The sequence below is a fragment of the Cupriavidus sp. GW823-FHT07A04 genome (assembly GCF_058794615.1).
The window spans coordinates 19,172-44,533 of the sequence record NZ_JBXAHA010000004.1; the positions used below are offsets into that span (position 1 = coordinate 19,172).

23 protein-coding genes are annotated in these 25,362 nt (G+C 67.3%); 11 read left to right on the top strand and 12 right to left on the bottom strand.

The window, feature by feature from the left end; translation table 11 throughout:
* Window positions 1–15: 15 nt before the first annotated feature.
* The 4 genes from AC1Q7Q_RS07935 to phnN all read right to left on the bottom strand — a co-directional run bounded on the left by AC1Q7Q_RS07935 (window position 16) and on the right by phnN (window position 5,031).
* On the bottom strand, window positions 16–321 hold the full coding sequence (locus tag AC1Q7Q_RS07935) for a FeoA family protein (protein WP_492375553.1): 306 nt from the start codon (window positions 319–321) through the stop codon (window positions 16–18).
* A gap of 277 nt (window positions 322–598) precedes the next feature.
* Window positions 599–1,705: a porin gene (locus AC1Q7Q_RS07940; protein ID WP_492375554.1), complete on the bottom strand. Its 1,107-nt coding sequence runs from the start codon at window positions 1,703–1,705 to the stop codon at window positions 599–601.
* Between the two features lie 223 nt (window positions 1,706–1,928).
* Window positions 1,929–2,921, bottom strand: a complete 993-nt coding sequence (locus AC1Q7Q_RS07945; protein WP_492375555.1) for a tripartite tricarboxylate transporter substrate binding protein — start codon at window positions 2,919–2,921, stop codon at window positions 1,929–1,931.
* Window positions 2,922–2,991: 70 nt separating this feature from the next.
* Complete coding sequence (gene phnN / locus AC1Q7Q_RS07950; protein WP_492375566.1) at window positions 2,992–5,031, bottom strand: phosphonate metabolism protein/1,5-bisphosphokinase (PRPP-forming) PhnN; 2,040 nt, start codon at window positions 5,029–5,031, stop codon at window positions 2,992–2,994.
* Between the two features lie 560 nt (window positions 5,032–5,591).
* Here phnN and AC1Q7Q_RS07955 point away from each other — a divergent pair.
* Entirely contained in the window at window positions 5,592–6,137 is a 546-nt protein-coding gene (locus tag AC1Q7Q_RS07955; RefSeq protein ID WP_492375556.1) for a MarR family winged helix-turn-helix transcriptional regulator, read from the top strand.
* A 134-nt stretch (window positions 6,138–6,271) separates the two neighbouring features.
* On the opposite strand, the gene nadC is transcribed toward AC1Q7Q_RS07955, so the two are convergent.
* Complete coding sequence (gene nadC / locus AC1Q7Q_RS07960; protein WP_492375557.1) at window positions 6,272–7,108, bottom strand: carboxylating nicotinate-nucleotide diphosphorylase; 837 nt, start codon at window positions 7,106–7,108, stop codon at window positions 6,272–6,274.
* 247 nt (window positions 7,109–7,355) lie between these two features.
* Between nadC and AC1Q7Q_RS07965 the strand changes: the two genes are divergently transcribed.
* The gene (locus tag AC1Q7Q_RS07965) at window positions 7,356–7,655 is read left to right on the top strand and encodes an antibiotic biosynthesis monooxygenase family protein (RefSeq protein ID WP_492375558.1); all 300 of its coding nucleotides are present in this window, start codon (window positions 7,356–7,358) and stop codon (window positions 7,653–7,655) included.
* A gap of 265 nt (window positions 7,656–7,920) precedes the next feature.
* On the opposite strand, the gene AC1Q7Q_RS07970 is transcribed toward AC1Q7Q_RS07965, so the two are convergent.
* Window positions 7,921–8,799 (bottom strand): LysR family transcriptional regulator, encoded by an 879-nt coding sequence (locus tag AC1Q7Q_RS07970; protein WP_492375559.1) that lies wholly within the window; start codon window positions 8,797–8,799, stop codon window positions 7,921–7,923.
* A 118-nt stretch (window positions 8,800–8,917) separates the two neighbouring features.
* On the opposite strand from AC1Q7Q_RS07970, the gene AC1Q7Q_RS07975 reads away from it, so the two are divergent.
* The 4 genes from AC1Q7Q_RS07975 to AC1Q7Q_RS07990 all read left to right on the top strand — a co-directional run bounded on the left by AC1Q7Q_RS07975 (window position 8,918) and on the right by AC1Q7Q_RS07990 (window position 13,677).
* A complete protein-coding gene (locus AC1Q7Q_RS07975; protein WP_492375560.1) occupies window positions 8,918–10,738 on the top strand; it encodes an acyl-CoA dehydrogenase family protein in 1,821 nt (606 codons plus the stop codon).
* 116 nt (window positions 10,739–10,854) lie between these two features.
* Window positions 10,855–11,835 carry a Bug family tripartite tricarboxylate transporter substrate binding protein gene (locus AC1Q7Q_RS07980; RefSeq protein ID WP_492375561.1) on the top strand — a complete coding sequence of 327 codons (981 nt, stop codon included), beginning with the start codon at window positions 10,855–10,857 and terminating at the stop codon, window positions 11,833–11,835.
* Between the two features lie 180 nt (window positions 11,836–12,015).
* Window positions 12,016–12,471, top strand: a complete 456-nt coding sequence (locus AC1Q7Q_RS07985) for a PaaI family thioesterase (protein WP_492375562.1) — start codon at window positions 12,016–12,018, stop codon at window positions 12,469–12,471.
* 54 nt (window positions 12,472–12,525) lie between these two features.
* Complete coding sequence (locus AC1Q7Q_RS07990) at window positions 12,526–13,677, top strand: CaiB/BaiF CoA transferase family protein (RefSeq protein WP_492375563.1); 1,152 nt, start codon at window positions 12,526–12,528, stop codon at window positions 13,675–13,677.
* Window positions 13,678–13,696: 19 nt separating this feature from the next.
* Here AC1Q7Q_RS07990 and AC1Q7Q_RS07995 read toward each other — a convergent pair whose 3' ends face one another.
* From AC1Q7Q_RS07995 to AC1Q7Q_RS08010, 4 genes are all read right to left on the bottom strand, one after another.
* Window positions 13,697–15,439, bottom strand: coding sequence for a lactate permease LctP family transporter (locus tag AC1Q7Q_RS07995; protein WP_492387144.1), 1,743 nt, complete (start codon window positions 15,437–15,439; stop codon window positions 13,697–13,699).
* A 438-nt stretch (window positions 15,440–15,877) separates the two neighbouring features.
* Window positions 15,878–17,347 (bottom strand): LutB/LldF family L-lactate oxidation iron-sulfur protein, encoded by a 1,470-nt coding sequence (locus AC1Q7Q_RS08000; protein WP_492375333.1) that lies wholly within the window; start codon window positions 17,345–17,347, stop codon window positions 15,878–15,880.
* Window positions 17,344–18,054 (bottom strand): LutC/YkgG family protein, encoded by a 711-nt coding sequence (locus tag AC1Q7Q_RS08005; protein WP_492375334.1) that lies wholly within the window; start codon window positions 18,052–18,054, stop codon window positions 17,344–17,346. Before AC1Q7Q_RS08005 ends, AC1Q7Q_RS08000 begins: the two co-directional genes overlap by 4 nt.
* The gene (locus AC1Q7Q_RS08010) at window positions 18,051–18,839 is read right to left on the bottom strand and encodes a (Fe-S)-binding protein (protein WP_492375335.1); all 789 of its coding nucleotides are present in this window, start codon (window positions 18,837–18,839) and stop codon (window positions 18,051–18,053) included. Before AC1Q7Q_RS08010 ends, AC1Q7Q_RS08005 begins: the two co-directional genes overlap by 4 nt.
* 138 nt (window positions 18,840–18,977) lie before the next feature.
* On the opposite strand from AC1Q7Q_RS08010, the gene AC1Q7Q_RS08015 reads away from it, so the two are divergent.
* Window positions 18,978–19,703: a FadR/GntR family transcriptional regulator gene (locus AC1Q7Q_RS08015; RefSeq protein ID WP_492375336.1), complete on the top strand. Its 726-nt coding sequence runs from the start codon at window positions 18,978–18,980 to the stop codon at window positions 19,701–19,703.
* 64 nt (window positions 19,704–19,767) lie between these two features.
* On the opposite strand, the gene AC1Q7Q_RS08020 is transcribed toward AC1Q7Q_RS08015, so the two are convergent.
* Window positions 19,768–20,805 carry an AI-2E family transporter gene (locus tag AC1Q7Q_RS08020; protein ID WP_492375337.1) on the bottom strand — a complete coding sequence of 346 codons (1,038 nt, stop codon included), beginning with the start codon at window positions 20,803–20,805 and terminating at the stop codon, window positions 19,768–19,770.
* 181 nt (window positions 20,806–20,986) lie between these two features.
* Between AC1Q7Q_RS08020 and AC1Q7Q_RS08025 the strand changes: the two genes are divergently transcribed.
* From AC1Q7Q_RS08025 to AC1Q7Q_RS08040, 4 genes are read left to right on the top strand one after another with little or no spacing between them, the layout of a single operon-like run.
* Window positions 20,987–22,369, top strand: coding sequence for an ethanolamine ammonia-lyase subunit EutB (locus tag AC1Q7Q_RS08025; protein ID WP_492375338.1), 1,383 nt, complete (start codon window positions 20,987–20,989; stop codon window positions 22,367–22,369).
* 47 nt (window positions 22,370–22,416) lie between these two features.
* On the top strand, window positions 22,417–23,205 hold the full coding sequence (eutC, locus tag AC1Q7Q_RS08030; RefSeq protein WP_492375339.1) for an ethanolamine ammonia-lyase subunit EutC: 789 nt from the start codon (window positions 22,417–22,419) through the stop codon (window positions 23,203–23,205).
* Window positions 23,206–23,259: 54 nt separating this feature from the next.
* A complete protein-coding gene (locus AC1Q7Q_RS08035; protein WP_492375340.1) occupies window positions 23,260–23,538 on the top strand; it encodes a type II toxin-antitoxin system RelE/ParE family toxin in 279 nt (92 codons plus the stop codon).
* A 12-nt stretch (window positions 23,539–23,550) separates the two neighbouring features.
* On the top strand, window positions 23,551–23,865 hold the full coding sequence (locus AC1Q7Q_RS08040; protein WP_150986486.1) for a HigA family addiction module antitoxin: 315 nt from the start codon (window positions 23,551–23,553) through the stop codon (window positions 23,863–23,865).
* Window positions 23,866–23,904: 39 nt separating this feature from the next.
* Here AC1Q7Q_RS08040 and AC1Q7Q_RS08045 read toward each other — a convergent pair whose 3' ends face one another.
* Complete coding sequence (locus tag AC1Q7Q_RS08045) at window positions 23,905–25,335, bottom strand: FAD-binding oxidoreductase (protein WP_492375341.1); 1,431 nt, start codon at window positions 25,333–25,335, stop codon at window positions 23,905–23,907.
* Between the last annotated feature and the right edge of the window lie 27 nt (window positions 25,336–25,362).

A 25,362-nucleotide genomic window follows, 5' to 3' on the forward strand; every position in this document is an offset into this window, starting at 1 on the left:
TTGGCAGGTGCCCGGTCAGGCAGCGGAGCGTTTGGCGGCGGGCGCGTCGGGCTGCGCTGCCGGCGTGATGCTGGAGACGGAAGCGCTCACCGCTTCCACGGTGATGCGGGCCGCTTCGGCGCGGCGCAAGGCAAACCGGGTAAAGCCCACCTGGGCGACAAGGGGATCCATGCCGAACGGTCCCAGCGCAATGACCTGTACGGCTTCGCCCGGCACAAAGCCGAGTTCGCGCAGGCGGCGTGCTATTGGATCGTTAGGAGAATTGTCATCGATTGACACGATGACAGCGGCGGTGCGCCGCGGAAGTTCAGACAACCGCATGTGGCTTCCAGTCCGTTGGCGCGAGGCACGGCACGCAGTCGGCAAACTCACACCAGGGTTGGTAAATGAAAATCGTTCCTATTGTAGCCGATTTGCATGCGGGCGTTTCGATTTCGCGCCGTTGTGCTATCAGTGCGCCATGCATGCATGGCGCACGACAATGCCGGCGGTCTGCAATCGCCCCATAGCGCACGTCGGGCAACAATCGGTTACGCCCGACCATGCGGCACCCTGTGCGGGTGCCGCGCCCTGCTCACCGTGCCGCAGCCCGCCCGGCCTAGAACTTGTGCCGGATGCCCGCCACCGCGCCAAGCTGGTTCAGGCCGGGGCCGATGCTGGCCTGGATGCCGTTCAGGCCGACACGCGAACCGTCCTTGTTCTTGACGTAGCCGAGCGTCAGGTAGCCATCGGTGCGCTTGGACAGCGCGTAGTCCAGCGTGCCGACAAGGCTCCAGGGATCTTGCGCGCTGCGCTTGTCGTTCATCACGTAGGCCGACGCGCTCAACGTCAGCGCTGGCGTAAACGCATAGCTCGCGCCGAGCCAGAACAGATCGTTGCGGCGCGCGGCCACGGTGGGGGTGCTGCCAATGTCGCCGCTCAGCCAGCGATAGCCCGCGAACACCTTGGCGCGAGCGAACGCGTAGCTGCCGGCTACGGCAATGCGCCGGTCGCGCTGCGCCGGGTTTTGGCCGGACAGGCCGGTGGTGCCCTGCTGCTGGTCGTAGATGATTGTGGCCCCGGCGTTGCCCGTGGCGTATTCCAGCGCGGTGCTCCAGGCGCGGTCGTTCCGTGCGTTGCCGGCGGTCTCGCCCGTGATGGTGCTGGTGGTGCCTATGGTTACGGAGGTCCCGCGCGCGAACGCGTACATCGCGCTTGCCGTCAGCCCGCCGAACTTCCCTACGTACTTGGCGGCGTTGTCATAGCGTCCCGCGAGTGAGCTATCCATCAGGAACGCGGAGTAGCGCGGCGCGATGGCCATGGCGTCGTAGTTGATCAGGATGTCGTAGAGCAGGTTGTTCTGGTGGCCCGCGGTGATCCGCCCATAGGGCGTGTTCAACCCGGCATAGGCCTGCCGCCCGAACAGCCGGCCGGCCTGGCCCAGCGTGCCCGCATCGATATCGAAGCCGCTTTCGAGCACGAACAGCGCGCTGGTGCCGCCGCCGAGGTCTTCCGTGCCGCGCAGGCCCCAGCGCGAGCCGGACAGATTGCCCGAAGCCATCCGGGCGAGGGCGTTGCCGCTGGCGTCGGCGTGGGTGAGGTATTCGATGCCGACGTCGGCGACGCCATAGAGCACCAGGCCGGACTGCGCCCAGGCGGAGGCGGACAGGGTGAGTGCTGCGATGGCGAACGCGAATACGGGCGTCAGGCGGGGGACGTCTTTCATTGCCTTGATTTCCTTCATTTCCTTCATGTCTTTTCCTTACGGCAAGTGCAAACGCAAGGCGCAAGCGGTCGCACGGGATCCGTGATGGCCGTGGCGTAGCGGTGCTGCAATGGGAATGGGTGGGGCGGGCGGCGCGCGTTGCCCCGTGGGTCTCAGTTGGCCTTGGCGACCTTTAGCAGGCTTCTGTCGGCTTCTGTGAGTTTTTGTTAGCTTTTTGCGGGTCTTAGTCGACCCGCAGGCCGATCTGCGCGGCGAGCTTCTTCCAGCGCTCGATGTCGGTGTTCACCACTTTCTGGAATTCCGCCGGGGTGCTGCTGGCGGTGGCAAATCCCAGTTGGGCGAGATTGGCTTTGACCTCCGGCTTGGCGACGGCCTTGGCGATGGCCGCGTTGAGCTTTAGCACGATGTCCGGCGGTGTGTGCGCCGGGGCCAGGATGCCAAACCACTGGTCGACGTCATAGCCACTGACTCCAAGCTCGCTCACCGAGGCCACGTCGGGCAGCAGCGGCGACCGGCCTTTGGAGGTGACGGCCAGCGCGCGCAGCTTGTTGGCCTTGAGGTAAGGCACCGTGTTGCTGAGCGTGTTGATGCTGACGTCGGCCTGGCCGCCCAGCACATCGGCGAGCGCCGGAGCGCAACCCTTATAAGGCACGTGCAGCAGGTCGATCCTGGCCGAGATCTTGAGTAGCTCGCCGGCAAGGTGCTGGGGCGTGCCGTTGCCGCAGGAGGCGTACGTCGGCGGCTTGCCCGAGCGCCCCGCTGCCAGCAGGTCATTGAACGTCTGGATCTTGGAAGAAACGGGTACGGCGATGACGGATGGCACGGATGCCACGGAGATCACCGCGCTGAAGTCCTTGCCCGGATCGAACTGCAGGTTGCGGAACACACCGGGGTTGATGGCAAAGCTGCTGTTGACAACCAGCAAGGTATAGCCGTCCGACGGGCTCTTGGCGACGTACTCGGCGCCGATATTGCCGCTGGCGCCTGGCCGGTTGTCGACCACCACGGGCTGGCCCAGGCTGCGGCCCACCTCCGTGCCGATCACCCGCGCCAGCGTGTCGGTTCCCCCGCCCGCCGGGAACGTCACCACCAGCCGGATCGGCTTTTGTGGAAAGTCGCCGCCGATATTGGCGCTCGCCTGCGCGGGCAGGCCGAACAGCGTGGCCCCCAGCAAGGAGATCGATGCGAGACTGCGTACCACGGATAAGGATGTCATTTGTTGCCTCATCGGTTGAAGGAAATGATAGATCAGTGCGCCAGTGCAGGCGGCGCGCTCGGACGCGCTGCTAGTCCCGCCGGATACGAATCGGTGGCCCGGCGAGCTCCGCCGAAGCGTGGGCCCGTACGCCCGCCTCCAGATCGCTGGCGGTCTCGGCGTGGATCCTGAATAGCGGTTGCCCGGCAACGAGCCGGTCTCCCACCGTGCACAGCAGGTCCACGCCAGCGCCAGGCCGGCGTGGCGCGCCGGCGCCGCGCGCAATGCCAGCGATGGCAAAGCCGTTGATGTCCGCGACGACGCCCGCCGTGCTGGCCGGTACGGTGTGGACATGGTGGCCCGGTGCATCCGGTGCCGCCCTTGCGCCCTGCGCGGCCACGATCCGGTCGAATGCGGCGCTTGCGGCCCCGCAGGCAAGCAATTCGCCCGCAATCCGCCGCCCCTCGGCGGGAGATCCCACGGCCGGGTCGAACGCAAGAATCTGTCCGGCAAAGAACAGGGCCTTCTCGCGCAGGTCCGCGGGCGCGTCGGGGCTGCCGTTGAGTACCTGCAGCACATCCCGCACTTCCAGTGCCGGGCCTACGCCGCGCCCGATGGGTTTGCTGCCGTGCGTCGCGAACGCGCGCACCTGCATGCCCAGCCCCGCGCCCACCGCTTCGAACAAGACGCCCAGGGCTTGTGCTTCGGCTTGCGACTTGAGCTTCGCCTGCGGGCCGAAGGGCAGGTCGACGATCACATGGGTCGAACCCGCTGTGTATTTCTTGGAGAGGATGGATGCCACCGACCACCGGTTGGCGTCCAGGCCGAGCGGGCGCGTAATGGCATTCATCACATCGTCGATAGCCGAGTGATTAAGGCGGCCGTTCCAGGCAATGCAGGCCCGCGCTTGCTCCACGCAGCGGCGCACGTCGTCGATGTCCAGGTCCACCCGCGCCACCGTCTCCATGGCCTCGGCGGTGCCGGCCGCGGAGGTGATCGCGCGCGACGAGGTCTTGGGCATCGCCAGCCCGAACGCCGCGACGATCGGCACCACGATCAGCGTGATGCGGCTGCCCGGCACGCCACCCATGGAGTGCTTGTCCACCACGATGGGTTCGTCCCAGCCGATCCTGGGGGCAAAGCGCGTGCGGGCACGAGCGACGCTGACCACTTCCGCATCGGTGAGGTGCTGCGAGGCAGCCACCAGGAACGCGGTCAGCTCGATCTCCGTATAGCGGCCCTCCACCGCATCGCGCAGCACGGCTTCGTACTCGGCCTCGCTCAAGGCATCGCCGCGCAGCTTCTTGCGCAGCACATCGCGGCTGACGGGGCCGGGAATCCGGCGCAGGCGCACGATGCTGCCGGGCGCAACGCCCAGGCGATCGAAGAGGGCATCGGACAGGCCGATTTCTTCGTCCTGCAGCAAGGCCGGGCTCTCGACCACATGCAAGGCCGCGGGGATCTCGGCCGTTCCCGAGCGCACAGCCATGCGGGTCTGGCCAGCGGCAAAGGCGGGCGACACGTAAGCAATGTGCGCGTCGCCGGTGGCGATCGGCATGCGTCTGGCCTTGAGCGGCGTCGACGCCGTGTGCAGCGCTTCCAGGAAGCGCGCGATGCCCACCTCCATGGCCGCGTCGTTCAATACGGAGACGCTCGCCACGCCTGCGGGAATCGGATCGGGCATGCGCTCCAGCCTGCGCAGCACCGCGTCGCCGGATTCGCGTCCGCGCGCGGCAATGCGCTGCGCCAGCACCTGCAGCGGCGCCGTGACATGGATGACGACGAAGTTGCGCAGCCGGCCAGCCAGCGCGGCAGCAATGCCGCGCGAGCCGTTGGCGATGACGTGCCGGCCGCGCTCCAGTTCATCCAGCAAGCCGGCCGGCAGCCCATAGCGCAAGCCATGCGCTGCCCACGTGATCAGGAAGGCGTTGGCCGCCTCGCGCGCCGAGAATTCGGCCTCCGTCACGCCCTCGTGGTCCTCGCCCGGCGAACCCGTTGGCCGGGTGATGACGCGCCTGGCAAACACATAGCGCGGATCGGCCAGCAGCGCCGCCCTGGCACCGTCCATCAGCGAGTCCTTGCCCGCGCCGCTGGGGCCAACCACGAGGAAGAAGGTGCCGACAGCTTGCACGGGCTTATCCCGCGTGGTGGAGACCGCCGCCAAAGCCGATGGCCCGACGCGGTTCGGATGGGGGGAGGATTCCAGGCTGCTTGTGCATGTGTCGTTCCAGGTCTCGGGGTTCTTCATGGTCATCCTCTTCTTTCTCTTGGTCCCATTCCTGGTCCCATTTCGTCGACTGTGCCGCGTATGTCCTCAGACAATATGCTTAGATATCGAAGTACAAAGGCAATGCTAGCACCAGATGAAGCCTTGTCAAGATAAGTTCGACATCTAAGAATATGCAAGAGTCGGGCCATCGCCGGGAAGGGCCGTATCCACGGCCTGTGGCGGGGATTCCAGCAATGTCTAGCAGGGAAATCCCTCTGCAGGTGCGTTGCTGCATCGTCGTGGCGCAAGCCCGCACTGATGTAGTGAGCACTACATTCGGTCGAAGAAAAATGGTTAGCTGGCGAATATCCGCCGGGAGAGCGGCGTGGCGGAACATACGGCCGCTTTGCTAACGCGTTATCATGTTTTCCATCTTCGGGCGCGGGCATGGCCGGCGCCGACAAGGACTCCCACACCGTCTTATGGCCACTTCAAAACTGACTGAAACGCAGGTGCCCGCCCAGCCGGGCGACATCGCCAACGAGCGCCTGGCGCATATGGTGAAGGACGCCGCCCGGGCCTATATCCGCGCCCTGCAGATGCGCCTGGCCGAACACACGGTCTACTATGGGCACTGGACCATCCTGCGGATCCTCTGGGATCACGACGGTTTGTCGCAGCGGGAGCTGAGCGACCTGGCGGGCGTCACTGAGCCGACCACGTTCGCGGCGGTCAAGGCGCTGGAAGCGCTGGGCTATATCGAGCGCATGCACCTGCCCGGCAACAAGAAGAATGTCCATGTGTTCCTGACCAAGACGGGACGCGCCCTCAAGCGCAAGCTGGTGCCGCTGGCCGAGGAGGTCAACGAGATCAGCGTGGAGGGGGTCTCGGCCGAGGACGTCGCGATTGCGCGCAAGGTGCTGATTGCCATCAACCGCAACCTGGCCAAGGATGAGGAAGAGGCCCAGGGCACGGCACGGCGTGTGCCATCGACGCGCGAGCTGGGGCGGCTGCTGGCGGATCTTTGAGCCAGTGACGGCGCTGGCGGCGAGCGCGGCATAAAAAAAGCGCGCAAGGCAGCAGCCAGGCGCGCGTCAAAGTGGCGGGAAGGAGTGACTCCCGCTCACACGGTATCTTTACACCGCCTGTTCACAGCGCTTGTTCACACCGCATCGTCCAGCCCGATATCCACGGCCGGCGCGGACTGGGTGATCTTGCTGGTGGAGATGTAGTCAACGCCAGTCTCGGCGATGGGGCGGATGGTCTCCAGGTTGATGCCGCCGGACGCCTCCACCTTGGTGCGCCCGTTGACGATGGCAACGGCTTCGCGCATGTCGGGCACGGACATGTTGTCCAGCATGATCACGTCGACGCCCGCCTTCAGGGCTTCATGCACCTGGTCCAGCCGGTCGCACTCCACTTCCAGCTTGGTCAGCACGGGCAGTTGCCGGCGCGCGCGCTCCACGGCGGCGGCGATGCTGCCGCACACGGCGATATGGTTGTCCTTGATCATCACGCCGTTATCGAGCCCCAGCCGGTGGTTCAGGCCGCCACCGCAGGTCACCGCGTGCTTCTCCAGCACGCGCAGCCCCGGCGTGGTCTTGCGGCTGTCGATCAGGCGCGCCTTGGTGCCGGCAATTGCCTCCACGTAGCGGGCGGTATGGTTGGCGATCCCGCACAGCCTTTGCATGATGTTCAGCGCCGTGCGCTCGGCGGTCAGCACGCTGCGCGCCGAACCGCTCACGGCGATCAGGATGGCGCCCTTGGCGACCTTGTCGCCATCGCTCACGCGCACATCCACATGCAGCGACGGATCGTAGCGGGAGAACACCCGGGCGGCCACATCCACACCGGCGATCGGCATCGGCTCACGCGCATTCATATAGAACGAACCCGTCTCGCCCTTCTCGATCATGGTGTGGACCGTCAGGTCGCAGGCGCCGATGTCTTCGGTCAGCCACAGGTCAATCAGCTTGTCGGTTGCAAATGGGTCGTACATGCTTGGCTCCAGGGTTCCGGGGGTCCGGTGGGTTGGTGTCGCGGTCTTGATGTGAATGCAAAAAATACTTAGATATCGAAGTACGTATGGCAATCCTAGCAGTTGCCGTGGCCTTGTCAAGTAATGTTCGACATCTAAGAATAATTTAGCGGCGACGCGCGATGTCCCGGCCTGTCATAAAATGCTTGTCGACGCACGACCGGGCCAGGCCCCGGCCTTCCTGACACGCACAGACGGAGCACAAGACATGATTCTCGAAATAGCGCAGTTCCAGATCAAACCGGGCACGGAGTCGGACTTCGAGGCAGCGGTTGCCAAGGCGGCGCCGCTCTTCAAGCGCGCCCGCGGCTGCCACGCCATGCGGCTGCTCAGGTCGATCGAAAACCCCTCGCACTTCACGCTGGAGGTCAAGTGGGATACGGTCGAGAACCACATGGTGGATTTCCGCGAATCCGCGGACTTCGCCGAATGGCGCAAGCTGGTTGGCGACTACTTTGCCGCTGCGCCCAACGTGGGCCATGTCAGCGTGGCGGTCGAGGGGTTCTGAATCCGGACCGGGGGGCAATCCTCCCCCCGCTTGAGTAGGGTCCCGAATAACGCAATTGCGTTATTGGTGGGGGAAAGTGCAGCGGGTATGCTGCTTGCACGCTGAACACCCCGTTCCACGCGTATTTGACATGCCACCTGCCGGTAAAGCAGGTGGCATTTTCTTGGTAGTCCTAGTGTTTACCCTGAGTGCGTTCGCCATCGCAAGTGCTCGCCGCATTTCGGGGTGAGCAGGAAAGGCCCGGCTTTCTTCCCGTCCCACCTCCTTATTTCTCATCCCGCATCTTCTCCAGGAAGCGGTCGCGCGCGGGCTCGTCCGTTCCTGCCTTCCAGACGCAATACACCTCCGACGGCACCGTCGCCTGCGCCAGCGGCAAAAACACCGCCCCCGCCATTGCCGACCTCTGCAGCGCCGCCGGCACTAGCGCCACGCCGGTTCCTTGCGACACCAGGGACACCACCGACAGCCAGTGCCGCACCTCATGCCGGATCTGCGGATAGAAGCCCTGCGCCGCGCACATCTCGAAGATGCGGTTGTAGTAGTCGGGCGAGGCCTTGCGGGAGAACAGCACAAAGGGCTCGCCGCGCAGCTCGCTCAGCGCCACGGTGGCCTGGCGCGCCAGGGGATGATCGTGCGGCACGCAGCACAGGAAAGGTTCGCTATGGACCAGTGCGGTGGCCAGTTCGTCGGGCACGCGGTCGGTGTGGATGAAGCCAGCATCCAGCCCGTCATGCAGCAGCGCGTCGATCTGCTCCTGTGAGTTGAGTTCCGTCAACGCCACCTGGATGCCGGGGTAGCTGGCCTGGAACTCCCGCAGGCGCTGGGGCAGGCCGCGGTACAGCATGGAGCCCACGAAGCCGATGCGCAGCCGCCCGACGGCGCCGGCCTCGATCTCGCGCGCCAGCAAGCGGGCCTCCTCGGCCTGGGCCAGCAGCGCGCTGGCCGATTCGCGAAAAGCCCGGCCAGCGGCCGTCAGGCGCACGCCGCGGCTGTCGCGCTCGAACAGGCGGGCGCCTACCGAGGCTTCCAGCTGCTGGATATTGAGCGAGAGCGGCGGCTGCGAGATCGACAGGCGGCGGGCGGCCCGGCCGAAGTGGAGTTCTTCGGCGAGGACGAGGAAGTAGCGCAGGTGACGGAATTCCATGGCGATATAAAAAATATATGGACCAAGCCAATTTTAGAATTAGACACGAATCGCCGGACTTTGAATAATGCAGACAAAGTATCCGGCGCCACGTGCCGGCAAACACAGGAGACACTTCATGCGGACCAGCGCAGCGCGCCATACTGCCTCTTCGGCCACCCCGGCCGCCTCGGCCATTCCCGCAACCTCGGCCACGCCCGCCCATCCGGTGCCCGACCAGCAAGGCGTCAACCTGTTTGCCAGCGATCCGGACCTGCGCGCGCTGCTGCCGCTCTACCTCCCGCCCGACCTGTTCGCCCACCTGCTGCCCCACCTCGATCGCATGGGCGCGCTGGCCGGCGGCGTGCTGGACACGCTGGCGCATACCGCCGACCAGAACAAGCCCACGCTGTCGCACCGCACCCGCACGGGCATCGACGCGCAGCACATCGAGAAGCATCCGGCCTATGTGGAGCTTGAGCGGGTTGCCTTCTCCGAGTTCGGTCTGGCGGCGGCGTCGCACCGTGGCGGCGTGCTGGGCTGGGACAAGCCGATGCCGGCCGTGGCCAAGTACGCGCTGACCTACCTGTTCGTGCAGGCCGAGTTCGGCCTGTGCTGCCCGCTGTCGATGACGGATTCGCTGACCCGCACCTTGCGCAAGTTCGGCGATCCGGCGGTGGTCGAGCGCTTCTTGCCGAACCTCACCACCCAGGTCTTCGAGGACCTGTACCAGGGTGCCATGTTCATGACCGAGCAGGGCGCAGGCTCCGACGTGGCTGCCACCACCACCCGCGCCGCGCGCGATGCGCAGGCCGAGGGCGGCTGGCGCCTGTCGGGCGACAAGTGGTTCTGCTCCAACCCGGACGCCGCGCTGGCGATGGTGCTGGCTCGCGTCGAGGACGAAAACGGCGAGGCCGCGCCCGGCATCAAAGGCGTGTCGCTGTTCCTGCTGCCGCGCACGCTGGCCGATGGCAGCGCCAACCACTATCGCATCATCCGCCTGAAAGACAAGCTTGGCACGCGCTCCATGGCCAGTGGCGAGATCCGCCTGGAAGGCGCGCATGCCTACCTGGTGGGCGAGCTGGGCCGGGGCTTCGTGCAGATGGCCGACATGATCAACAACTCGCGCCTGTCCAACGGCGTACGCGCGGCCGGCCTGATGCGCCGCGCCTTGTCGGAGGGCCAGTTCATCGCGCGCGAACGCCGGGCCTTTGGCAAGCGCCTGCTGGACATGCCGCTGATGCGCCGCCAGCTGCTCAAGCTCGCGCTGCCCACCGAGCAGGCCCGCACCATGGTGTTCCAGACCGCCGAGGCGCTGCGCCGCGCCGATGCCGGCGAGGCCGATGCCTATCCGCTGATGCGCGTGCTGACGCCGCTGATCAAGTTCCGCGCCTGCCGCGATGCGCGCAAGGTCACCGGCGACGCCATGGAAATGCGTGGCGGCTGCGGCTATATCGAGGAATGGAGCGATCCGCGCCTGGTGCGCGACGCGCATCTTGGCTCGATCTGGGAAGGCACCAGCAATATCGTCGCCCTGGACGTGCTGCGCGCGATCCGCCGCGAAGGCGCGCTGCCCGTGCTCGAGGCTCACCTGGCCGGCCTGCTGCAAGCCACGCCGATGCATGCCGGCGCACGCGGCGTCTTTACCACCGCGATCGCGCGTGCCACCACGCTGGCCGCCCGCGCCGCCGAAGCCGGCGCCGATGGCGACGTGCTGGCGCGCCAGGCCGCATCCGGGCTGTACCACGTGACCAGCGCGGTCGCCATGGCTTGGGAAGCGGGCCGCATCGGTTCCGTGCGCCGCATGCGCCTGGCCCAGTTGGTGCTGCTGCATCGCGTGCTGCCGCAGGATCCGCTGGCAGGCGAGGCCGAGCCCGACTGGCTGGCCGACACCATTGCGCCGCCAGAGGATGGCGCAGTGGACGCCGCCACGACCGTGGCGCAGGTCAACCTGTTCTGATCCCGCAAGGGCAGGACACAGCCCCCGCTGCGCCGCCAGAAGCCGGCGCAGCACACTTCACCATGGCGCCCCGCCGGGTGGACATCGACCTAATAGACCAATATCAGGAGACAACCATGACCCTCTGGCAACGCCTCGCCGCTGTCGCCGCCTGCACCCTCTGCGTGGGCATTGCCCCCGCGCTGGCGCAGAAGGACTACCCGTCCAAGCCCATCATGATGATCGTGACTTACCCGCCCGGCGGCCCCACCGACGTGATGGCGCGCACCCTGGCGTCCGCGCTCAAGGGCAGCCTTGGCCAGACCGTGGTGGTGGAAAACCGCGCCGGCGCCGGCGGCAACATCGGCGCCGAAGCCGTGGCGCGCGCCGAGCCGGATGGCTACACGCTGATGTTCGGCACCTCGGCGCCGCTGGCGATCAACGTCAGCCTGTACCGCAAGATCAAATATGACCCGATCAAGAGCTTTGCGCCGGTGATCCAGATCGGCCAGTTGCCCAATGTGCTGGTGGTGAACCCCTCGGTGCCCGTCAAGACCGTCGGTGAGCTGATCGCCTACGGCAAGGCGCACCCCGGCAAGCTGAGCTACGCCTCGTCGGGCAATGGCGCGTCCTCGCACCTGGCTGGCGTGCTGTTCAACAACCTGGCCGGCACGGACTTCCAGCACGTTCCCTACAAGGGCACCGGCCCGGCGCTGAACGACCTGCTTGGCGGCCAGGTGAGCATGAGCTTCACCGACGTGCTGACCGCGCTGCCCTTCATCAAGAGCGGCAAGTTCCGCGTGCTGGGCGTGACCACCAAGGCCCGCTCGCAGGCGCTGCCCGATGTGCCCACCGTGGCCGAGCAGGGCGTGCCCGGCTTCGACGTCTCGGTGTTCTTCGGCGTGGTCGCCCCGGCCGGCACGCCGCCAGCGGTCATCGCCAAGCTCAACCACGCCTTTGCCGATGCGCTGCAACAGCCCGAAGTGCGCAAGACCCTGCAGGCGCAAGGGCTGGAACTGCCGCCATCGACCTCGCCCGAGCAGCTTGGCAGCTTCGTCAAGGCAGAGGTGGCCAAATGGCGCGGCGTGGTGCAGAAATCGGGTGCTCAGCTGGACTGAGCCAGGGGCACGCTCCGCCAAGCCAGGCTATGAATCATGGCCGGTTCGGCGGTAGTATCGACGTTTGCCAACCTGCGTGCAGTCCAATGCACCTGGCGGCATGTGGGCGAATTCGTGGGCATCGCGGCATAGCGGTGCCCGCTTTGCCTTCATGCGGCCCCAACCTACTCTGTGCCCGCCATGACCGATCTTTCCTCGCCCGCGCCCGTCAACGAATTTGCCGGCGAAGCGCCGGGCCTGCTGTTTGCCCTGCCGATGCCCATGGCCCGCGTGTTCGGCCTGACCGGCGTGCACATCAACGCCAATGAGGCGCGCGTGAGCATGGCCTACCACCCGGACCACACCAACAGCCGCGGCGACGTGCACGGCGGCGCGCTGGCCACGCTGCTCGATTGCGCGCTGTCCTGCGCCGCGCGCGGCCACGATCCGCGCCGCTTTGGCGTGGCCACGATCGACTTGTCGGTGCATTTCACCGCCCCCGGGCGCGGCGAGTTGACCGCCACCGCCTGGTGCGAGCGGCGCGGCCGTTCCCTGTGCTTCGCGCGCGGCGAGATCCGCGATGCGCAGGGCGAGCTGCTGGCGCTGGCCACCGGCACCTTCAAGTTGCTGGATCGCACGCCCGCGCCGGCCGCCTGAGCCAATCCGCGTTTTTTGTCGCACGTTCATCGCCGCAGTTACGGAACCCCTCTCATGAGCAAACTCCCTGTCTCGCCCGGCGCGCTTGCCGGTATCCGCGTGGTCGATCTCTCCCGCATCCTGGGCGGGCCGTTCTGCGGCCAGATCCTTGGCGACCATGGCGCCGACGTGCTGAAGATCGAGCCGCCACAAGGCGACGATACCCGCACCTGGGGCCCTCCGTTCAAGGACGGCGTGGCCTCTTATTACTTCGGCCTGAACCGCAACAAGCGCGTGATGCGGCTGGACCTGACCACCGATGCCGACCGCGAGGTGCTGCTTGCCCTGCTGGCGGACGCCGACGTACTGGTCGAGAACTTCAAGACCGGCACGCTGGAAAAATGGGGGCTGGGGTTTGACGCGCTGTCGGCGCGCTTCCCGCGCCTGGTGCACTGCCGGGTTTCCGGCTTTGGCGCGGATGGCCCGCTGGGTGGCCTGCCCGGCTACGACGCGGCCATCCAGGCCATGGCGGGCATCATGAGCATCAACGGCGAAGCCGGCGGCGACGCGCTGCGCGTGGGCTTGCCGGTGGTGGACATGGTCACGGGGCTGAACGCCGCGCTGGGCGTGTTGCTGGCCCTGCAGGAGCGCGAGCGCAGCGGGCGCGGCCAGTTTGTCGAGGCGGCGCTGTACGACTCGGGCCTGTCGTTGCTGCATCCGCACGCGGCCAACTGGTTCATGAGCGGCAAGGAGCCGACCCGCACCGGCAACGCGCACCCGAACATCTATCCGTACGACACCGTCGCCACCGCCACCGACCCGATCTTTCTCGCGGTCGGCAACGATCGCCAGTTCCGCATCCTGTGCGAGCACCTGGAGATGCCCGGGTTTGCCGACGATGAGCGCTATGCCACCGCCGGCGCGCGCTCGGTCAACCGTGCCGCGCTCAAGGTGGAACTGGAAGCGCGCATGGGCAAGCTGGATGGCAAGGTGCTGGCCGATACGCTGGTGGCCGCCGGCGTGCCGTGCGCGCCGGTGCTGTCGGTGGCGGACGCCTTGCAGCATCCGCATACCGTCCACCGCGAGATGGTGGTGGAGATGGCGGATGGCTACAAGGGCCTTGGGTCGCCCGTCAAGCTCAGCCGCACGCCCGCCACCTACCGTTACGCGCCCCTGGCCGAGGGTGACCAGTTCCTGCCGCGCGACGCCGCCAACGACAGCGCCTGAGCTTGGCGGCCATGCCCGCTTAGTGGGGAATCATCCCCGTGAACACGTAAGCCTGCAGCATGGTGATGATGCCCACGATCACCGCGAACAGCAGGCTGTGCTTCACGGTAAAGCGGAACAGCTCGGATTCCTTGCCGACCAGCCCGGTGGCCGCGCAGGCTACCGCGATGGATTGCGGCGAGATCATCTTGCCGGTCACGCCGCCGGTGGTGTTGGCCGCCACCAGCAGCGTGTCGGACACGCCGATCTGGTGCGCGGTGGTGCTCTGCAACGAGCAGAACAGCGCATTGGACGACGTGTCCGAGCCAGTCAGGAACACGCCCAGCCAGCCCAGGAAGGGCGAGAAGAACGGAAACGCCGCGCCCGTGCCGGCCAGCAGCAGCGCCAGCGTCGACGACATGCCCGAGTAGTTGGCGACAAAGGCGAAGCCCAGCACCAGCCCGATCGACAGGATCGGGCGGCGCAGCTCCATCAGCGTTTCGCCGAAGGTGGCCAGCGCATCGCGCGGCTTCATGCGCAGCAGCACGGCGGAGATCAGCGCGGTCAGCAGGATGGCGGTGCCCACCGCCGATACCAGGTCGAGCTTGAACACAGCTTCGTAGGCCTTAGGCTGTGCCACGATCGGCGCGGCCTTGATCACCAGCTGGTCCAGCGCCGGCACATGGAACTTCAGCACCCACCCAGCCAGCGCGCCGTTGCCGGCGAACAGCGCCTTGAACGACGGCAGGCTCCAGACCGTCACGATGGCGGTAAGGATGCCGAAGGGCGCCCACGCGCGCACGGTCTGTGCCACGGTGTAGGGCGAGGCGCGGCGGTTGTTGCCCGCCCCGTCGCCCGCCCCGTTGCCGAAGCTGCCCGCATCGCTTGCCAACCCGCCACCCATGCGCGCCAGTGCTGCCGCCCCGCCGCTCGCCTTCACCGCGCCGCCAGCCCGCTGGCTTGCGCTCTTGGGCTGCCACACCTTGAGGAACAGCGTCAGCGACACCAGGCTCACCAGCGCCGACGTGATGTCAGGCAACTCCGGCCCGATATGGTTCGAGGTGAAATACTGCGTCACCGAGAAGCTCGCGCCGGTCACCAGCGCCGCCGGCCATGTCTCTTTCACGCCGCGCTTGCCGTCCATGATGAACACCAGCCAGAACGGCACCGCCAGCGACAGCAGCGGCAATTGCCGGCCCGCCATCGCGCCGATGTGCATGGCATCGATGCCGGTCACCTGGCCCGCCACGATGATGGGAATGCCCATGGCACCGAAGGCCACCGGCGCGGTGTTGGCGATCAGGCACAGGCCCGCCGCATAGAGCGGGTTGAAGCCCAGGCCCACCAGCAGGGCCGCGGTGATGGCCACCGGCGCGCCAAAGCCCGCCGCGCCTTCCAGGAAGGCGCCGAAGGCAAAGCCGATCAGCAGCATCTGCAGGCGCTGGTCATCGGTGACGGCGAGCACGGATGCGCGGATGATGTCGAACTGCCCGGTCTTCACCACGATCTTGTAGAGGAACACTGCGGTCACGATGATCCACGCGATCGGCCACAGGCCGTAGGCAAAGCCGAAGCCCGCGGCGGCGAGCGCCTGCCGCACGGGCATGCCGTAGGCGAAGATCGCCACGCCGATGGCGAGGAGCAGCGTGATGGCTGCTGCCACATGGCCTTTCATGCGTAGCACCGCCAGGGCGAGGAAGAAGAACAGGATGGGCAGCGCTGCCGCGAGCGCGGACAGCCACAGGCTGCCTAGCGGTGTGTAGGTCTGGGTCCAGGGTTGCACGGTGGGTCTCCTCCGGGGATTGTGTTTGAGTGAACTGGGGTGGGGCGTTTTGTTGCTTGTGTTTTTTTGTCTGGTTTTTGTTGCCTTGTTGCCTGACGGCGAAGTCAAAGGCTTAAGGTCAAAGGCTTAAAGTCAAAGGCTTAAAGTCAAAGGCGGTTTCACCACCCCTGCGGGGCGGCGACCTACTTTCTTGTCTTGCCAAGAAAGTAGGCAAAGAAGGCGCGCCGGATGGGGCGACACCCCCTCGTCGGCAGCCAAAAAGAGCGGCCGGGGGCCAAACTCACATCGCCTTAAGGCGATGCTCAGACACGGCCCCCTCTTTTCCGCTCTTTTTGTCTGCCGACGAGGCGCCCCATACGGCCTGGTAAACCTTGACGGCTCGCTTCGCATCGCTTGGGGGGCTCGCTTCGCATTGCGCTGTGTTGCCCGCTGGCGGGCCTACTCCGCCTGTCCACGCTCGCGCAGCAAGTCCGACAGACTGCGCGGCGCTGGGGTAAGCGGTGCGCGGTGCCGGGTCCACCCGAGTTGCTGTTTTGGCGTCAGCACCCGCAGCCGCGTGGCGGCCCAGCGGAACAGCCGGTAGGCGAGCGGATGCGCGAACGCGCCGCTCCAGAAGCGCCAGACCAGGTGCTCGCCGCGGCTGAACTTGGCGCCTTGGCCGCGCAGCGGATGCGCAACCTGTTCGTCGGGATCGCGGTTGGCTTCGGTGCGCAGGCGGATCAGCAATTGCGGAATCGGGATGCGCACGGGGCAGACTTCGCCGCAGGCGCCGCACAGGCTGGAGGCGGTGGCGAGGTCCGCCGTGGCATCGAGCCCGAGCAGGTGTGGCGAGATGATCTTGCCGATCGGGCCGGGGTAGGTGGTGCCGTAGGCATGGCCGCCGATGCGGGTGTACACCGGGCAATGGTTCATGCACGCGCCGCAGCGGATGCACTGCAGCGTGGCGCGCAGTTGCGCATCGGCATAGGCCTGGCTGCGGCCGTTATCCAGCAGCACCAGGTGCACCTCGCGCGGGCCGTCGCGCTCGCCCGCGCGGCGCGGGCCGGAGATCAGGTTGAAGTAGGTGGTGATGGCCTGCCCGGTGGCCGAGCGCGTCAACAGGCTGGACAGCGGCACGATGTGCTCAAGCCGGGCCACTACCTTCTCCATGCCCATGATGGCGATATGCACATCGGGCACGGTGGTGGACAGGCGGCCGTTGCCTTCGTTTTCCACCAGCCACAGCGTGCCGGTGTCCGCGGCGGCAAAGTTCACGCCGGACAGGCCGATGTCCGCGTTGACGAATTCCTGGCGCAGCGCGCGCCGGCCGGTCTGGATCAGTTCGTCCACGTCCTCGGTATAGGGCGTGCCGGGGATATGCTGCTCGAACAGCGCGGCAATGTCGCCGCGCGTCTTGTGGATGGCCGGCATCACGATGTGCGACGGCTTCTCGCCCGCGAGCTGCACGATGTACTCGCCCATGTCGGACTCGATGCAGTCGATGCCACGCTCGGCCAGGTAATGGTTCAGCTCGATTTCCTCGCTGGCCATCGACTTGCCCTTGATCACGCGGCTTGCCTGGCGGGCCTGTGCGATGCCGTGCACGATCGCATTGGCCTCGTCCGCGGTCTCGGCCCAGTGCACCTGCACGCCGGCCGCGGTGAGCTTGTCCTCCAGTTGCACCAGCAGGTCCGGCAGTTGCGACAGTGCGTGCTGGCGGATCGCTTCGCCCAGGTCGCGCAACTGCTCCAGCTCATCGCCGTCGGGGAACTGCACGGCGCGCTTGGCCTGCAGGAAGTCCATGGCGCCGCGGAAGCTGCTGCGCAACTTGGGGTCGTCCAGCGCCGCGCGCGAGCGCGCCTTGAAGTCCGCGGCGGGCACGAAGTGCAGGGGTTTGGCACCAGCCTGAGTAGTCGTGGGCGTACTCATTGCGCGGCTCCTGTTCCGGCGCTGCCGGTCACGATGATGACCCACAATTCGCGCGGGCCGTGCGCGCCGTAGGCCAGCGTTTGCTGGATGTCCGAGGTCTTGGATGGGCCGGAGACCAGCACCAGGTTGGTCGGCATGCCCGCGCTCCAGCGCTCGGCGCGCGCGGCGCAATGCAGGTCCGGATGCAGCGTTTCGGCGTATACCAGCGCGATATGCAGCGGCGGCACCAGCGAGACCGTGCGTGGCGTTTGCGCGTCGGGCGCCAGCACCAGCGTGCCGGTGGCGGCAATGCCGGAGCGCGCCACGGTAAAGCCCGCGTCCACGGTGTCGAAGAGTTCCGCCTTCCACGCTTCGATGGGGCGCGCGTAAGACAACGGCGCCACGCTGGCGGGCAGGGCGCGCATCAGCGCGGCGCCTTGCGCGGAGGCGGGGTCCAGCAACAGGCGGCGCACGCCGGCGGCAGCGAGCCTGCCTGCGAGTTGCGCGGGCCAGGCCTCGGCGCTGGCGCACCAGGCCAGCGCGTGCGAGGCGCCCAGTGCCGCCTGCATGGCCTGCGCCAGCTCGGCGGGGGTGGCCGCCTCGCGGCGGGCGTCGTAGTGCGCGTCGATGCGCGCATCCAGCTGGCTGGCATCGGCAGTGGCAGCGGGTGCGGGTGCGGCCGCGCGTAGCCGGCCGAGCATGCGCTCGCGGGCGCTCAGTGTGCTCATGCTTGCTCCTTGGCGGCACCGCCGGTACGCCGCCACAGGAAGGTGGCGAGGTGCTCGACAGGCAGCGGCGCCCCCTGGTGCCTGGCCGCGTGCCCGATATTGAGCAGGCAGCCGCAGTCGGCGGAGACCAGCCGGTCGCAGCCGGTGGCGCAGGCCGAGGCGATCTTGTCCTGCACCATCGCACCGGAGATGTCGGGATGCTTGAGCGAGAAGGTGCCGCCAAAGCCGCAGCATTCGGATTCGCGCTGATGCTCGGTACGCGTGACGCCGGGCAGGGTGTCGACCAGGGCCACGCCATGGTCGCGCGTACCCATTTCTCGACGGGCGGCGCAGGAGGTGTGCAGCACCACGGTTTCGGGTGGCTGGCCGGCGACGCCGCTGACATCGAAGCGGACGTTCAGCACGTGCAGCAGGAATTCGCTCAGCTCGTACACGCGCTCGGCCAGCAGGGCGGCCTTGGGGCCGGCCACGGGATCTTGCGCGAACAGCTGCGGCCAGTGGTGCCGCATCATCCCGGCGCAAGAGCCAGAGGGCACGATCACCGGCCACGGTTCGGCGAATAGATCCAGTTGGGCCAACGCCACGGCCCGGGCCTGTGCCGGGTTGCCGCTGCTATAGGCGGGCTGCCCGCAGCAGCTCTGCCCACGCGGGAAGTGCACGGTCAGGCCCTCTCGCTCCAGCAGCCGCACGGCGTCCAGGCCGGCTTGCGGCACGAACATGTCGACCAGGCAGGTGGCGAACAGGTAGACCTGTGCCGGGGCAGGGGGATAGCGCCTTTGCTTCATGTCTCGCTCCGTGGGGGCGGCCGCCTGGCTGTGGGGCTCAGGGCTGGCCGTTGTTTGAGCGCATAATTCCGCGAGACGCGCGCCAGTTCAAATTGGTTGGACCAGTTGGGCGTGGCGAACGGATTTCGGAGCGAGAGGATGGCGGCGGGCAGGCAGGCGCGCGGGCGCGTGGAAGAGGTGATGCGGAAACTGGAAACGGCGATGCTGGACGGCACCTGGCCGGCTGGTGCCCGCCTGCCCGCGGAGCGGCTCCTGGCCGAGCAATATGGCGTGGCGCGCAACACCATCCGCGAGGCTACCCAGCGGCTGGCGGCGCGAGGCTTGCTGCAAAGCCGGCAGGGCGCAGGGGTGTTCGTCACCGAGCAGCTGCGCACCGGCTTTGCCTCGCCATGGCGCCAGCTGGTGGCGGACCACCCGGTGCTGCGTGACGATATCCTGGAGTTTCGCCGGGTGCTGGAGGGCGCTACCGCTTACTTTGCCGCAATGCGCGCGGATGCCGCGGATCTCAAGCGCATCCGCGGCCTGCTCCGCGCGCTGGAAGCCGCCCGCCAGCAAGACGACAAGGCCGCCGAGGCCGGGGCGGACGCCAAGCTGCATGAGGCCATTGCCCAGGCCTCGCACAACACCATGTTCCTGCACCTGCATACCAGCGTGATCGGCATGCTGCGCGAACACATCACCATCAACGGCACGGGCCTGCGGGTGCAGGACGAGGATGCCTCCGCGCTCTTGCTGCTGCAGCACCGCACGCTGTGCGAGGCGATCTGCGCGCGCCGCCCGGAGGAGGCGCGCACCGCCATGCAGACACACATCGACTTTGTGCGCAGCCGGGTTGAGCAGCAAGGAGACGGGGCAAGCCCCTGAAGCCGGGCACCGGATCGGCGGGCGCTGTATTGGCGGAAATTGGTCCTACCGGTGACGCCAGGCGTCAGATCAGGCCCTTGTTCGACAGCTCGCGCTTGAGATAGGCGTAGTAGATCGGCCCGGCAATCACACCGGCGACGCCATACAGCGACTCCATCAGCAGCATGACCGTGAGCAGTTCCCAGGCGGCGGCATTGATACGCGCGCCGATGATGCGTGCGTTGAGGAAGTACTCGAACTTGTGGATCAGCACCAGGTAGAACAGCGAGGCGATCGCCATGGGCAGCGAGATCGACAGCGAGGCCACCACGATGCCCGTGTTCGACACCAGGTTGCCCAGTACCGGCAGCAGCCCGACCAGGAACGTGAAGGCGACCAGCGTCTTGGCCAGCGGCAGGTGCACGCCAAACAGCGGCAGCACCACCAGCAGGTAGACCGCGGTGAGCGCGGTGTTGATCAGCGAGATCTGCACCTGGGCGAAGATGAACTGCGAGAACGCCAGCTGCAGGTTGCGGGCACGTTCCACCAGCGCCGAGGCCAGCGGCCGGCGGTTGGGCTTGGAGATGGCGCGGTACAGCGCGACCATCGCGCCGATCACCAGGCCGATCAGGATATGCGCGAGGCTGCGCAGCACCTCGGTGCCGAACTTCTGCGCCATCTGCGCGTGCTCGCGCAGCCAGGCAATGAGGGCGTTGGCCAGTTCATCCACGCCGCGCGGCAGCGCGTCGCTGACCCAGACCGGCAACTGGGCGCGGGACTTGTCGATGATGTCGGCGGTGCGGATCAGCAGGGTGTCGAGCGTATTGCCGTCGCCGCTGACAAAGCGCACCAGCGCCCAGCCCCCAAGCGTGAGCCCCAGCAAGGTGACAGCGGAGAGAATCGCCACCGCCAGGGCGTCGTGGCGCTGGTGCAGGCCCACCAGCTTGGGCGCCAGCACGTCCACCAGCGAGTACAGCAGCAGGCCCGCCATGAGCGCCGCCACCAGGTTGGCCTGCATCACCATCCAGAGCGCCAGGGCGGTCAGGATATAGGCGGCAGTCGTGACATTGAACCACTTTGCATCCGGCAAGCGGGGTATGCGTGGCGGATCGGGTTGATTCATCAAGTCTCCTGCATTGAGGGGCCGCGCCGTCTGGTGGACGGCCGGGCGTCTGTGCATTGTACGGCGCTCGATTGTCCGATGGGCGGACGGCGAAGGCAAGCGCCCGGGCGGCGACAATGTGCGCCCGTGGTTGCTATGATCGGGCTGTTCGCGGGCCCGCCAGCTGACCGAGACAGATCCCATGACCTTTGCCCACACCGTAGCCTCGCGGCGGCATCTCTTCGCCGATCTCAAGACCCTGCTGGCCAAGGCCAGCCCGGCGCGCTCGGGCGACTACCTGGCCGGGCTGGCGGCTGCCAGCGAGGAGGAGCGCATGGCCGCGCGCATGGCGCTGGCCGAGGTGCCGCTGGCGCACTTCCTGGCCGAGGCGCTGGTGCCCTACGAGGACGACGAGGTCACGCGCCTGATCATTGACAGCCATGACGCCCAGGCCTTTCACGAGATCGCGTCCTTCACCGTGGGCGACTTGCGCAACTGGCTGCTGCTGCACGAGACCGACTCCGCGACGCTGGCGCGCGTGGCGCCGGGCATCACGCCGGAGATGGCGGCGGCGGTGAGCAAGCTGATGCGCAACCAGGACCTGATCGCGGTGGCCCGCAAGTGCCGCGTCGTCACGCGCTTTCGCAACACCATCGGCCTGCCCGGCCGGCTCTCGGTACGGCTGCAACCCAACCATCCCACCGACGATGCCCGCGGCATTGCCGCCTCGATGATCGATGGCCTGCTCTACGGCTGCGGCGATGCCACCATCGGCATCAACCCCGCCACCGACAGCCTCGGCGCCATCGTCACGCTGCTGCGGCTGGTCGACGACCTGCGCTGCCGCTTCGATGTGCCCACCCAGTCCTGCGTGCTGACCCACGTCACCAACACGCTGCGCGCCATCGAGCAGGGCGCGCCGGTGGACCTGGTGTTCCAGTCGGTGGCCGGCAGCGAGCGCGCCAACGCCGGCTTCGGCATCAGCCTGGCGCTGCTGCGCGAGGCGCATGACGCCGCGCAAGGCCTGGCGCGCGGCACGGTGGGCAACAACGTGATGTATTTCGAGACCGGGCAGGGCAGCGCGCTGTCGGCCAACGCGCACCACGGCGTGGACCAGCAGACCATGGAGGCGCGCGCCTATGCGGTGGCGCGCGCGTTCTCGCCGCTGCTGGTCAATACCGTGGTGGGCTTTATCGGCCCCGAGTACCTGTACGATGGCAAGCAGATCATCCGCGCCGGGCTGGAAGACCATTTTTGCGGCAAGCTGCTCGGCGTGCCGATGGGCTGCGATGTCTGCTACACCAACCACGCCGAGGCCGACCAGGACGATATGGACACGCTGCTGACGCTGTTCGGCGTGGCCGGCATCAACTTCATCATGGGCGTGCCCGGCGCCGACGACATCATGCTGAACTATCAGAGCACCTCGTTCCACGACGCGCTCTACCTGCGCGACACGCTGGGCTTGCGCCCCGCGCCCGAGTTCGAGGACTGGCTGCAGCGCATGGGCATCCTCGGCGCGGATGGCCGCTTGCTGGAGCTGGCCGAGCGCCAGCCGCTGCTGCAACTCGCGCACGGCCTGTAACGCGTCATGGCCAGCCAACGTTTTCCCGCCCGCACGAGGCCCGCGTCATGAGCCAGAAGCTGATCCACGACAACCCCTGGCAGCGCCTGCGGCAGTTCACCGTGGCACGGATTGCACTGGGCCGCTGCGGCAACAGCCAGACGACGCAGACCGTGCTCGCGTTCGGCCTGGCGCATGCGCAGGCGCGCGACGCGGTGCATGCGCCGCTGGCGCGTGCAGCCATTGAACAGGCATTGCGCAATGCCGGCTTCGACACCGTGGCCGCGCACAGCGCCGCACCGGATCGGCAGCACTACCTGCGCCGCCCGGACCTTGGCCGCCAGCTTGACGACGCCAGCCGCGCGCTGCTGGCGCGGGCGCGCCCTGCCGAGCCGCCCGACGTCGTCTTCGTGATGGCCGACGGCCTGTCCGCGCTGGCGGCGCAGCGCCACGGCGTGCCATTGCTGCTGGCCGTGCGCGAGCGCCTGCCGGGCTGGCGCATCGGCCCCGTGGTGGTGGCCGAGCAAGCCCGCGTGGCGCTCGGTGATGAAGCCGCGCTGCTCCTCGGCGCGCGCCAGGTGGTGATGCTGATCGGCGAGCGCCCCGGGCTGAGCTCGCCCGACAGCCTCGGCGTCTACCTGACGCACGACCCGCGCCCCGGCCGCACCGACGCCGAGCGCAACTGCATCTCCAACGTGCGCCCCGAAGGGCTGCCCTATGCGCAGGCTGCGGCCAAGCTGGCCTTCCTGTTGCGCGGGGCGCTGGCGCTCGGGCACAGCGGGGTGGATTTGAAGGACGACAGCGAGCATGGGGTGTTGCCGGAGCCATCGGCGCGGCAAGGACCGTTGGGGAACTGACTGGCCATCGCGGATGTCCTACTCGTTTATCGGTAAACGATATACAATTCCGCCATGATCCAGTCGTTCAAATGCGAGGACACTGTAGCGTTGTTCTCAGGCCGGCGCGTTCCACGATTCGCCAACATCAGGGCAACGGCTGAACGCAAGCTGGAGATGCTTGCGGTTGCTGCCTCGCTCGACTTCCTGCGGTCCCCGCCTGGCAACCGGCTCGAAGTGCTGGGAGGCGACCGCAAAGGGCAGCACAGCATTCGCATCAACGATCGGTGGCGAGTGTGCTTCGTTTGGACACCCGATGGCCCGGAGGCCGTCGAGATCGTGGACTATCACTGAAAGGAGATCACCATGGCCCGCTTCCATAACGGTATGCGACCGGTCCATCCCGGCGAAATCCTCCGCGAGGAGTTTCTCGTCCCGCTTGGCATGAGCGCCAATGCGCTCGCCGTGGCGCTGCATGTCACCGCGGCTCGCATCAACGACATCGTGCGCGAGCGCCGGGGCATTACGCCGGACACCGCCATGCGGCTGGCTCGCTACTTTGGCGGCGACGCCGAGTCCTGGCTCAACCTGCAGCAGTCTTATGACCTGAAAGTGGCTCAGCGCGAACACGGCAAGGAGATCGCGGCCCAGATCGCGCCACGCGACCTGGAAGCGGCTTGATGACATTTTCCCGCCTTTCAGGCGGGCTTCTTGCTGCGCTCACGCAAGATCAAACACCCGCCCTGGGCTGAGGATGTTGTGCGGGTCCAGCGAGCGCTTGAGCAAGCGCATCAATCCCAGCTCCTCCGGCGTGCGCGAGCAGTGCAGGTAGGGCTTCTTGTGAAAGCCGATGCCGTGCTCGGCGGAGACGCTGCCCTTGAACTCCTGCACCACACCGTACATCACATCGGAAATCTCATGCTCGGGGAAGTCGTGGTCGGTGGCGCCGGGCAGGTACACGCTGACGTGCAGGTTGCTGTCGCCCACGTGGCCGAAATTGACCGGCTCGGCATGCGGCCACACCGCCAGCAAGCGGGCGCGCAGCGTCTCGGCGAATTCACCGATGCGGCCGATCGGCAGGCTGATGTCATAGGCGGCATTGGGCGACCACATCACCGGGAATTCGGCCACCGCATCGCGCAGTTGCCAGAAGCTCTGCGCTTCCTTGTGGCTGGAGGCGACCGCCGCGTCCTGGATCAGGCCGGCTTCCATCGCGGATTCCAGCATGCCTTCAAAGACCGGCGCATCCTGCGCGGCGTCGTTGCCTTGCAGGTCGAGCAGCACGTAGAAGGGATGGCCGGCGGGCAGCGGCGCGCGCACGCCGGGCACGCGCGTGGTCACCAGCCCGTAGAAATCCGCCCACATGACTTCAAAGGCTGACAGCCGCCCCGAGAGCTTGCGCTGCGCATGGCGCAGCAGGCGCACCACGTCATCGTAGGTTTCGAGCGCGCACAGCGCCGTTTGCGTGGCGCTGGGCAGCGGTGCCAGACGCAGCACGGCGCGGGTGATCACGCCCAGGGTGCCTTCGCTGCCGATAAACAGCTGGCGCACGTCGTAGCCGGCATTGTTCTTTTGCATCTTGTTGAGCGACGACACCACCGTGCCATCGGCCAGCACGGCTTCCAGCCCCAGCACCTGGTCGCGCATCATGCCGTAGCGGATCACGCGGTTGCCGCCCGCGTTGGTGGCGATATTGCCGCCAATCTGGCAGCTGCCGCGCGCGCCCAGGTCCACCGCCAGCAGCCAGCCGGCCGCGCACGCCGCTTCCTGCGCCGCCTGCAGCGTGGTGCCCGCCATCACGGTCATGGTGCCGGCCTGCGCATCGATCTCTTCCACGCCGCGCATGCGCTCCAGCGAAAGCACCAGCTCGCCGCCTTCGGGCGTGGCGGCGCCGGCCAGGCCGGTCAGCCCGCCTTGCGGCACCACGGGCTGGCGCAGCCGCTGGCATAGCGCCAGCACGGCGGCCACGTCTTCCGTATTGCGCGGGCGCACCACCGCCAGCGGCGGCACCGCGCCGAGCGGCGCGTACCAGTCCTTGCGAAAGCGGGTCTCGATGGCGTCGCCGGTTTGCAGCCCGGGCGCGTCCAGCAGCGTGGCGAGTTCCCTGAGCAGGGCGGAGGACGGAGCGGATTGGGGAGCGGGGCTTGCCATGTGCGGTGTGTGTGAAGGAGAAGGGTG

Coding starts and splice junctions, on each gene's coding strand:
- AC1Q7Q_RS08000 (WP_492375333.1), bottom strand. CDS start 17,347: ATGAGTACGCCCACGACTACTCAGGCTGGTGCCAAACCCCTGCACTTC.
- AC1Q7Q_RS07970 (WP_492375559.1), bottom strand. CDS start 8,799: ATGGAATTCCGTCACCTGCGCTACTTCCTCGTCCTCGCCGAAGAACTC.
- AC1Q7Q_RS07935 (WP_492375553.1), bottom strand. CDS start 321: ATGCGGTTGTCTGAACTTCCGCGGCGCACCGCCGCTGTCATCGTGTCA.
- nadC (WP_492375557.1), bottom strand. CDS start 7,108: ATGTACGACCCATTTGCAACCGACAAGCTGATTGACCTGTGGCTGACC.
- AC1Q7Q_RS07990 (WP_492375563.1), top strand. CDS start 12,526: ATGAGCAAACTCCCTGTCTCGCCCGGCGCGCTTGCCGGTATCCGCGTG.
- AC1Q7Q_RS08045 (WP_492375341.1), bottom strand. CDS start 25,335: ATGGCAAGCCCCGCTCCCCAATCCGCTCCGTCCTCCGCCCTGCTCAGG.
- AC1Q7Q_RS08035 (WP_492375340.1), top strand. CDS start 23,260: ATGATCCAGTCGTTCAAATGCGAGGACACTGTAGCGTTGTTCTCAGGC.
- AC1Q7Q_RS08015 (WP_492375336.1), top strand. CDS start 18,978: ATGGCGGCGGGCAGGCAGGCGCGCGGGCGCGTGGAAGAGGTGATGCGG.
- AC1Q7Q_RS07945 (WP_492375555.1), bottom strand. CDS start 2,921: ATGACATCCTTATCCGTGGTACGCAGTCTCGCATCGATCTCCTTGCTG.
- AC1Q7Q_RS07955 (WP_492375556.1), top strand. CDS start 5,592: ATGGCCACTTCAAAACTGACTGAAACGCAGGTGCCCGCCCAGCCGGGC.
- AC1Q7Q_RS07975 (WP_492375560.1), top strand. CDS start 8,918: ATGCGGACCAGCGCAGCGCGCCATACTGCCTCTTCGGCCACCCCGGCC.
- AC1Q7Q_RS07940 (WP_492375554.1), bottom strand. CDS start 1,705: ATGAAAGACGTCCCCCGCCTGACGCCCGTATTCGCGTTCGCCATCGCA.
- AC1Q7Q_RS08010 (WP_492375335.1), bottom strand. CDS start 18,839: ATGAAGCAAAGGCGCTATCCCCCTGCCCCGGCACAGGTCTACCTGTTC.
- AC1Q7Q_RS07985 (WP_492375562.1), top strand. CDS start 12,016: ATGACCGATCTTTCCTCGCCCGCGCCCGTCAACGAATTTGCCGGCGAA.
- AC1Q7Q_RS08005 (WP_492375334.1), bottom strand. CDS start 18,054: ATGAGCACACTGAGCGCCCGCGAGCGCATGCTCGGCCGGCTACGCGCG.
- AC1Q7Q_RS07965 (WP_492375558.1), top strand. CDS start 7,356: ATGATTCTCGAAATAGCGCAGTTCCAGATCAAACCGGGCACGGAGTCG.
- AC1Q7Q_RS08040 (WP_150986486.1), top strand. CDS start 23,551: ATGGCCCGCTTCCATAACGGTATGCGACCGGTCCATCCCGGCGAAATC.
- eutC (WP_492375339.1), top strand. CDS start 22,417: ATGAGCCAGAAGCTGATCCACGACAACCCCTGGCAGCGCCTGCGGCAG.
- AC1Q7Q_RS08025 (WP_492375338.1), top strand. CDS start 20,987: ATGACCTTTGCCCACACCGTAGCCTCGCGGCGGCATCTCTTCGCCGAT.
- AC1Q7Q_RS08020 (WP_492375337.1), bottom strand. CDS start 20,805: ATGAATCAACCCGATCCGCCACGCATACCCCGCTTGCCGGATGCAAAG.
- AC1Q7Q_RS07980 (WP_492375561.1), top strand. CDS start 10,855: ATGACCCTCTGGCAACGCCTCGCCGCTGTCGCCGCCTGCACCCTCTGC.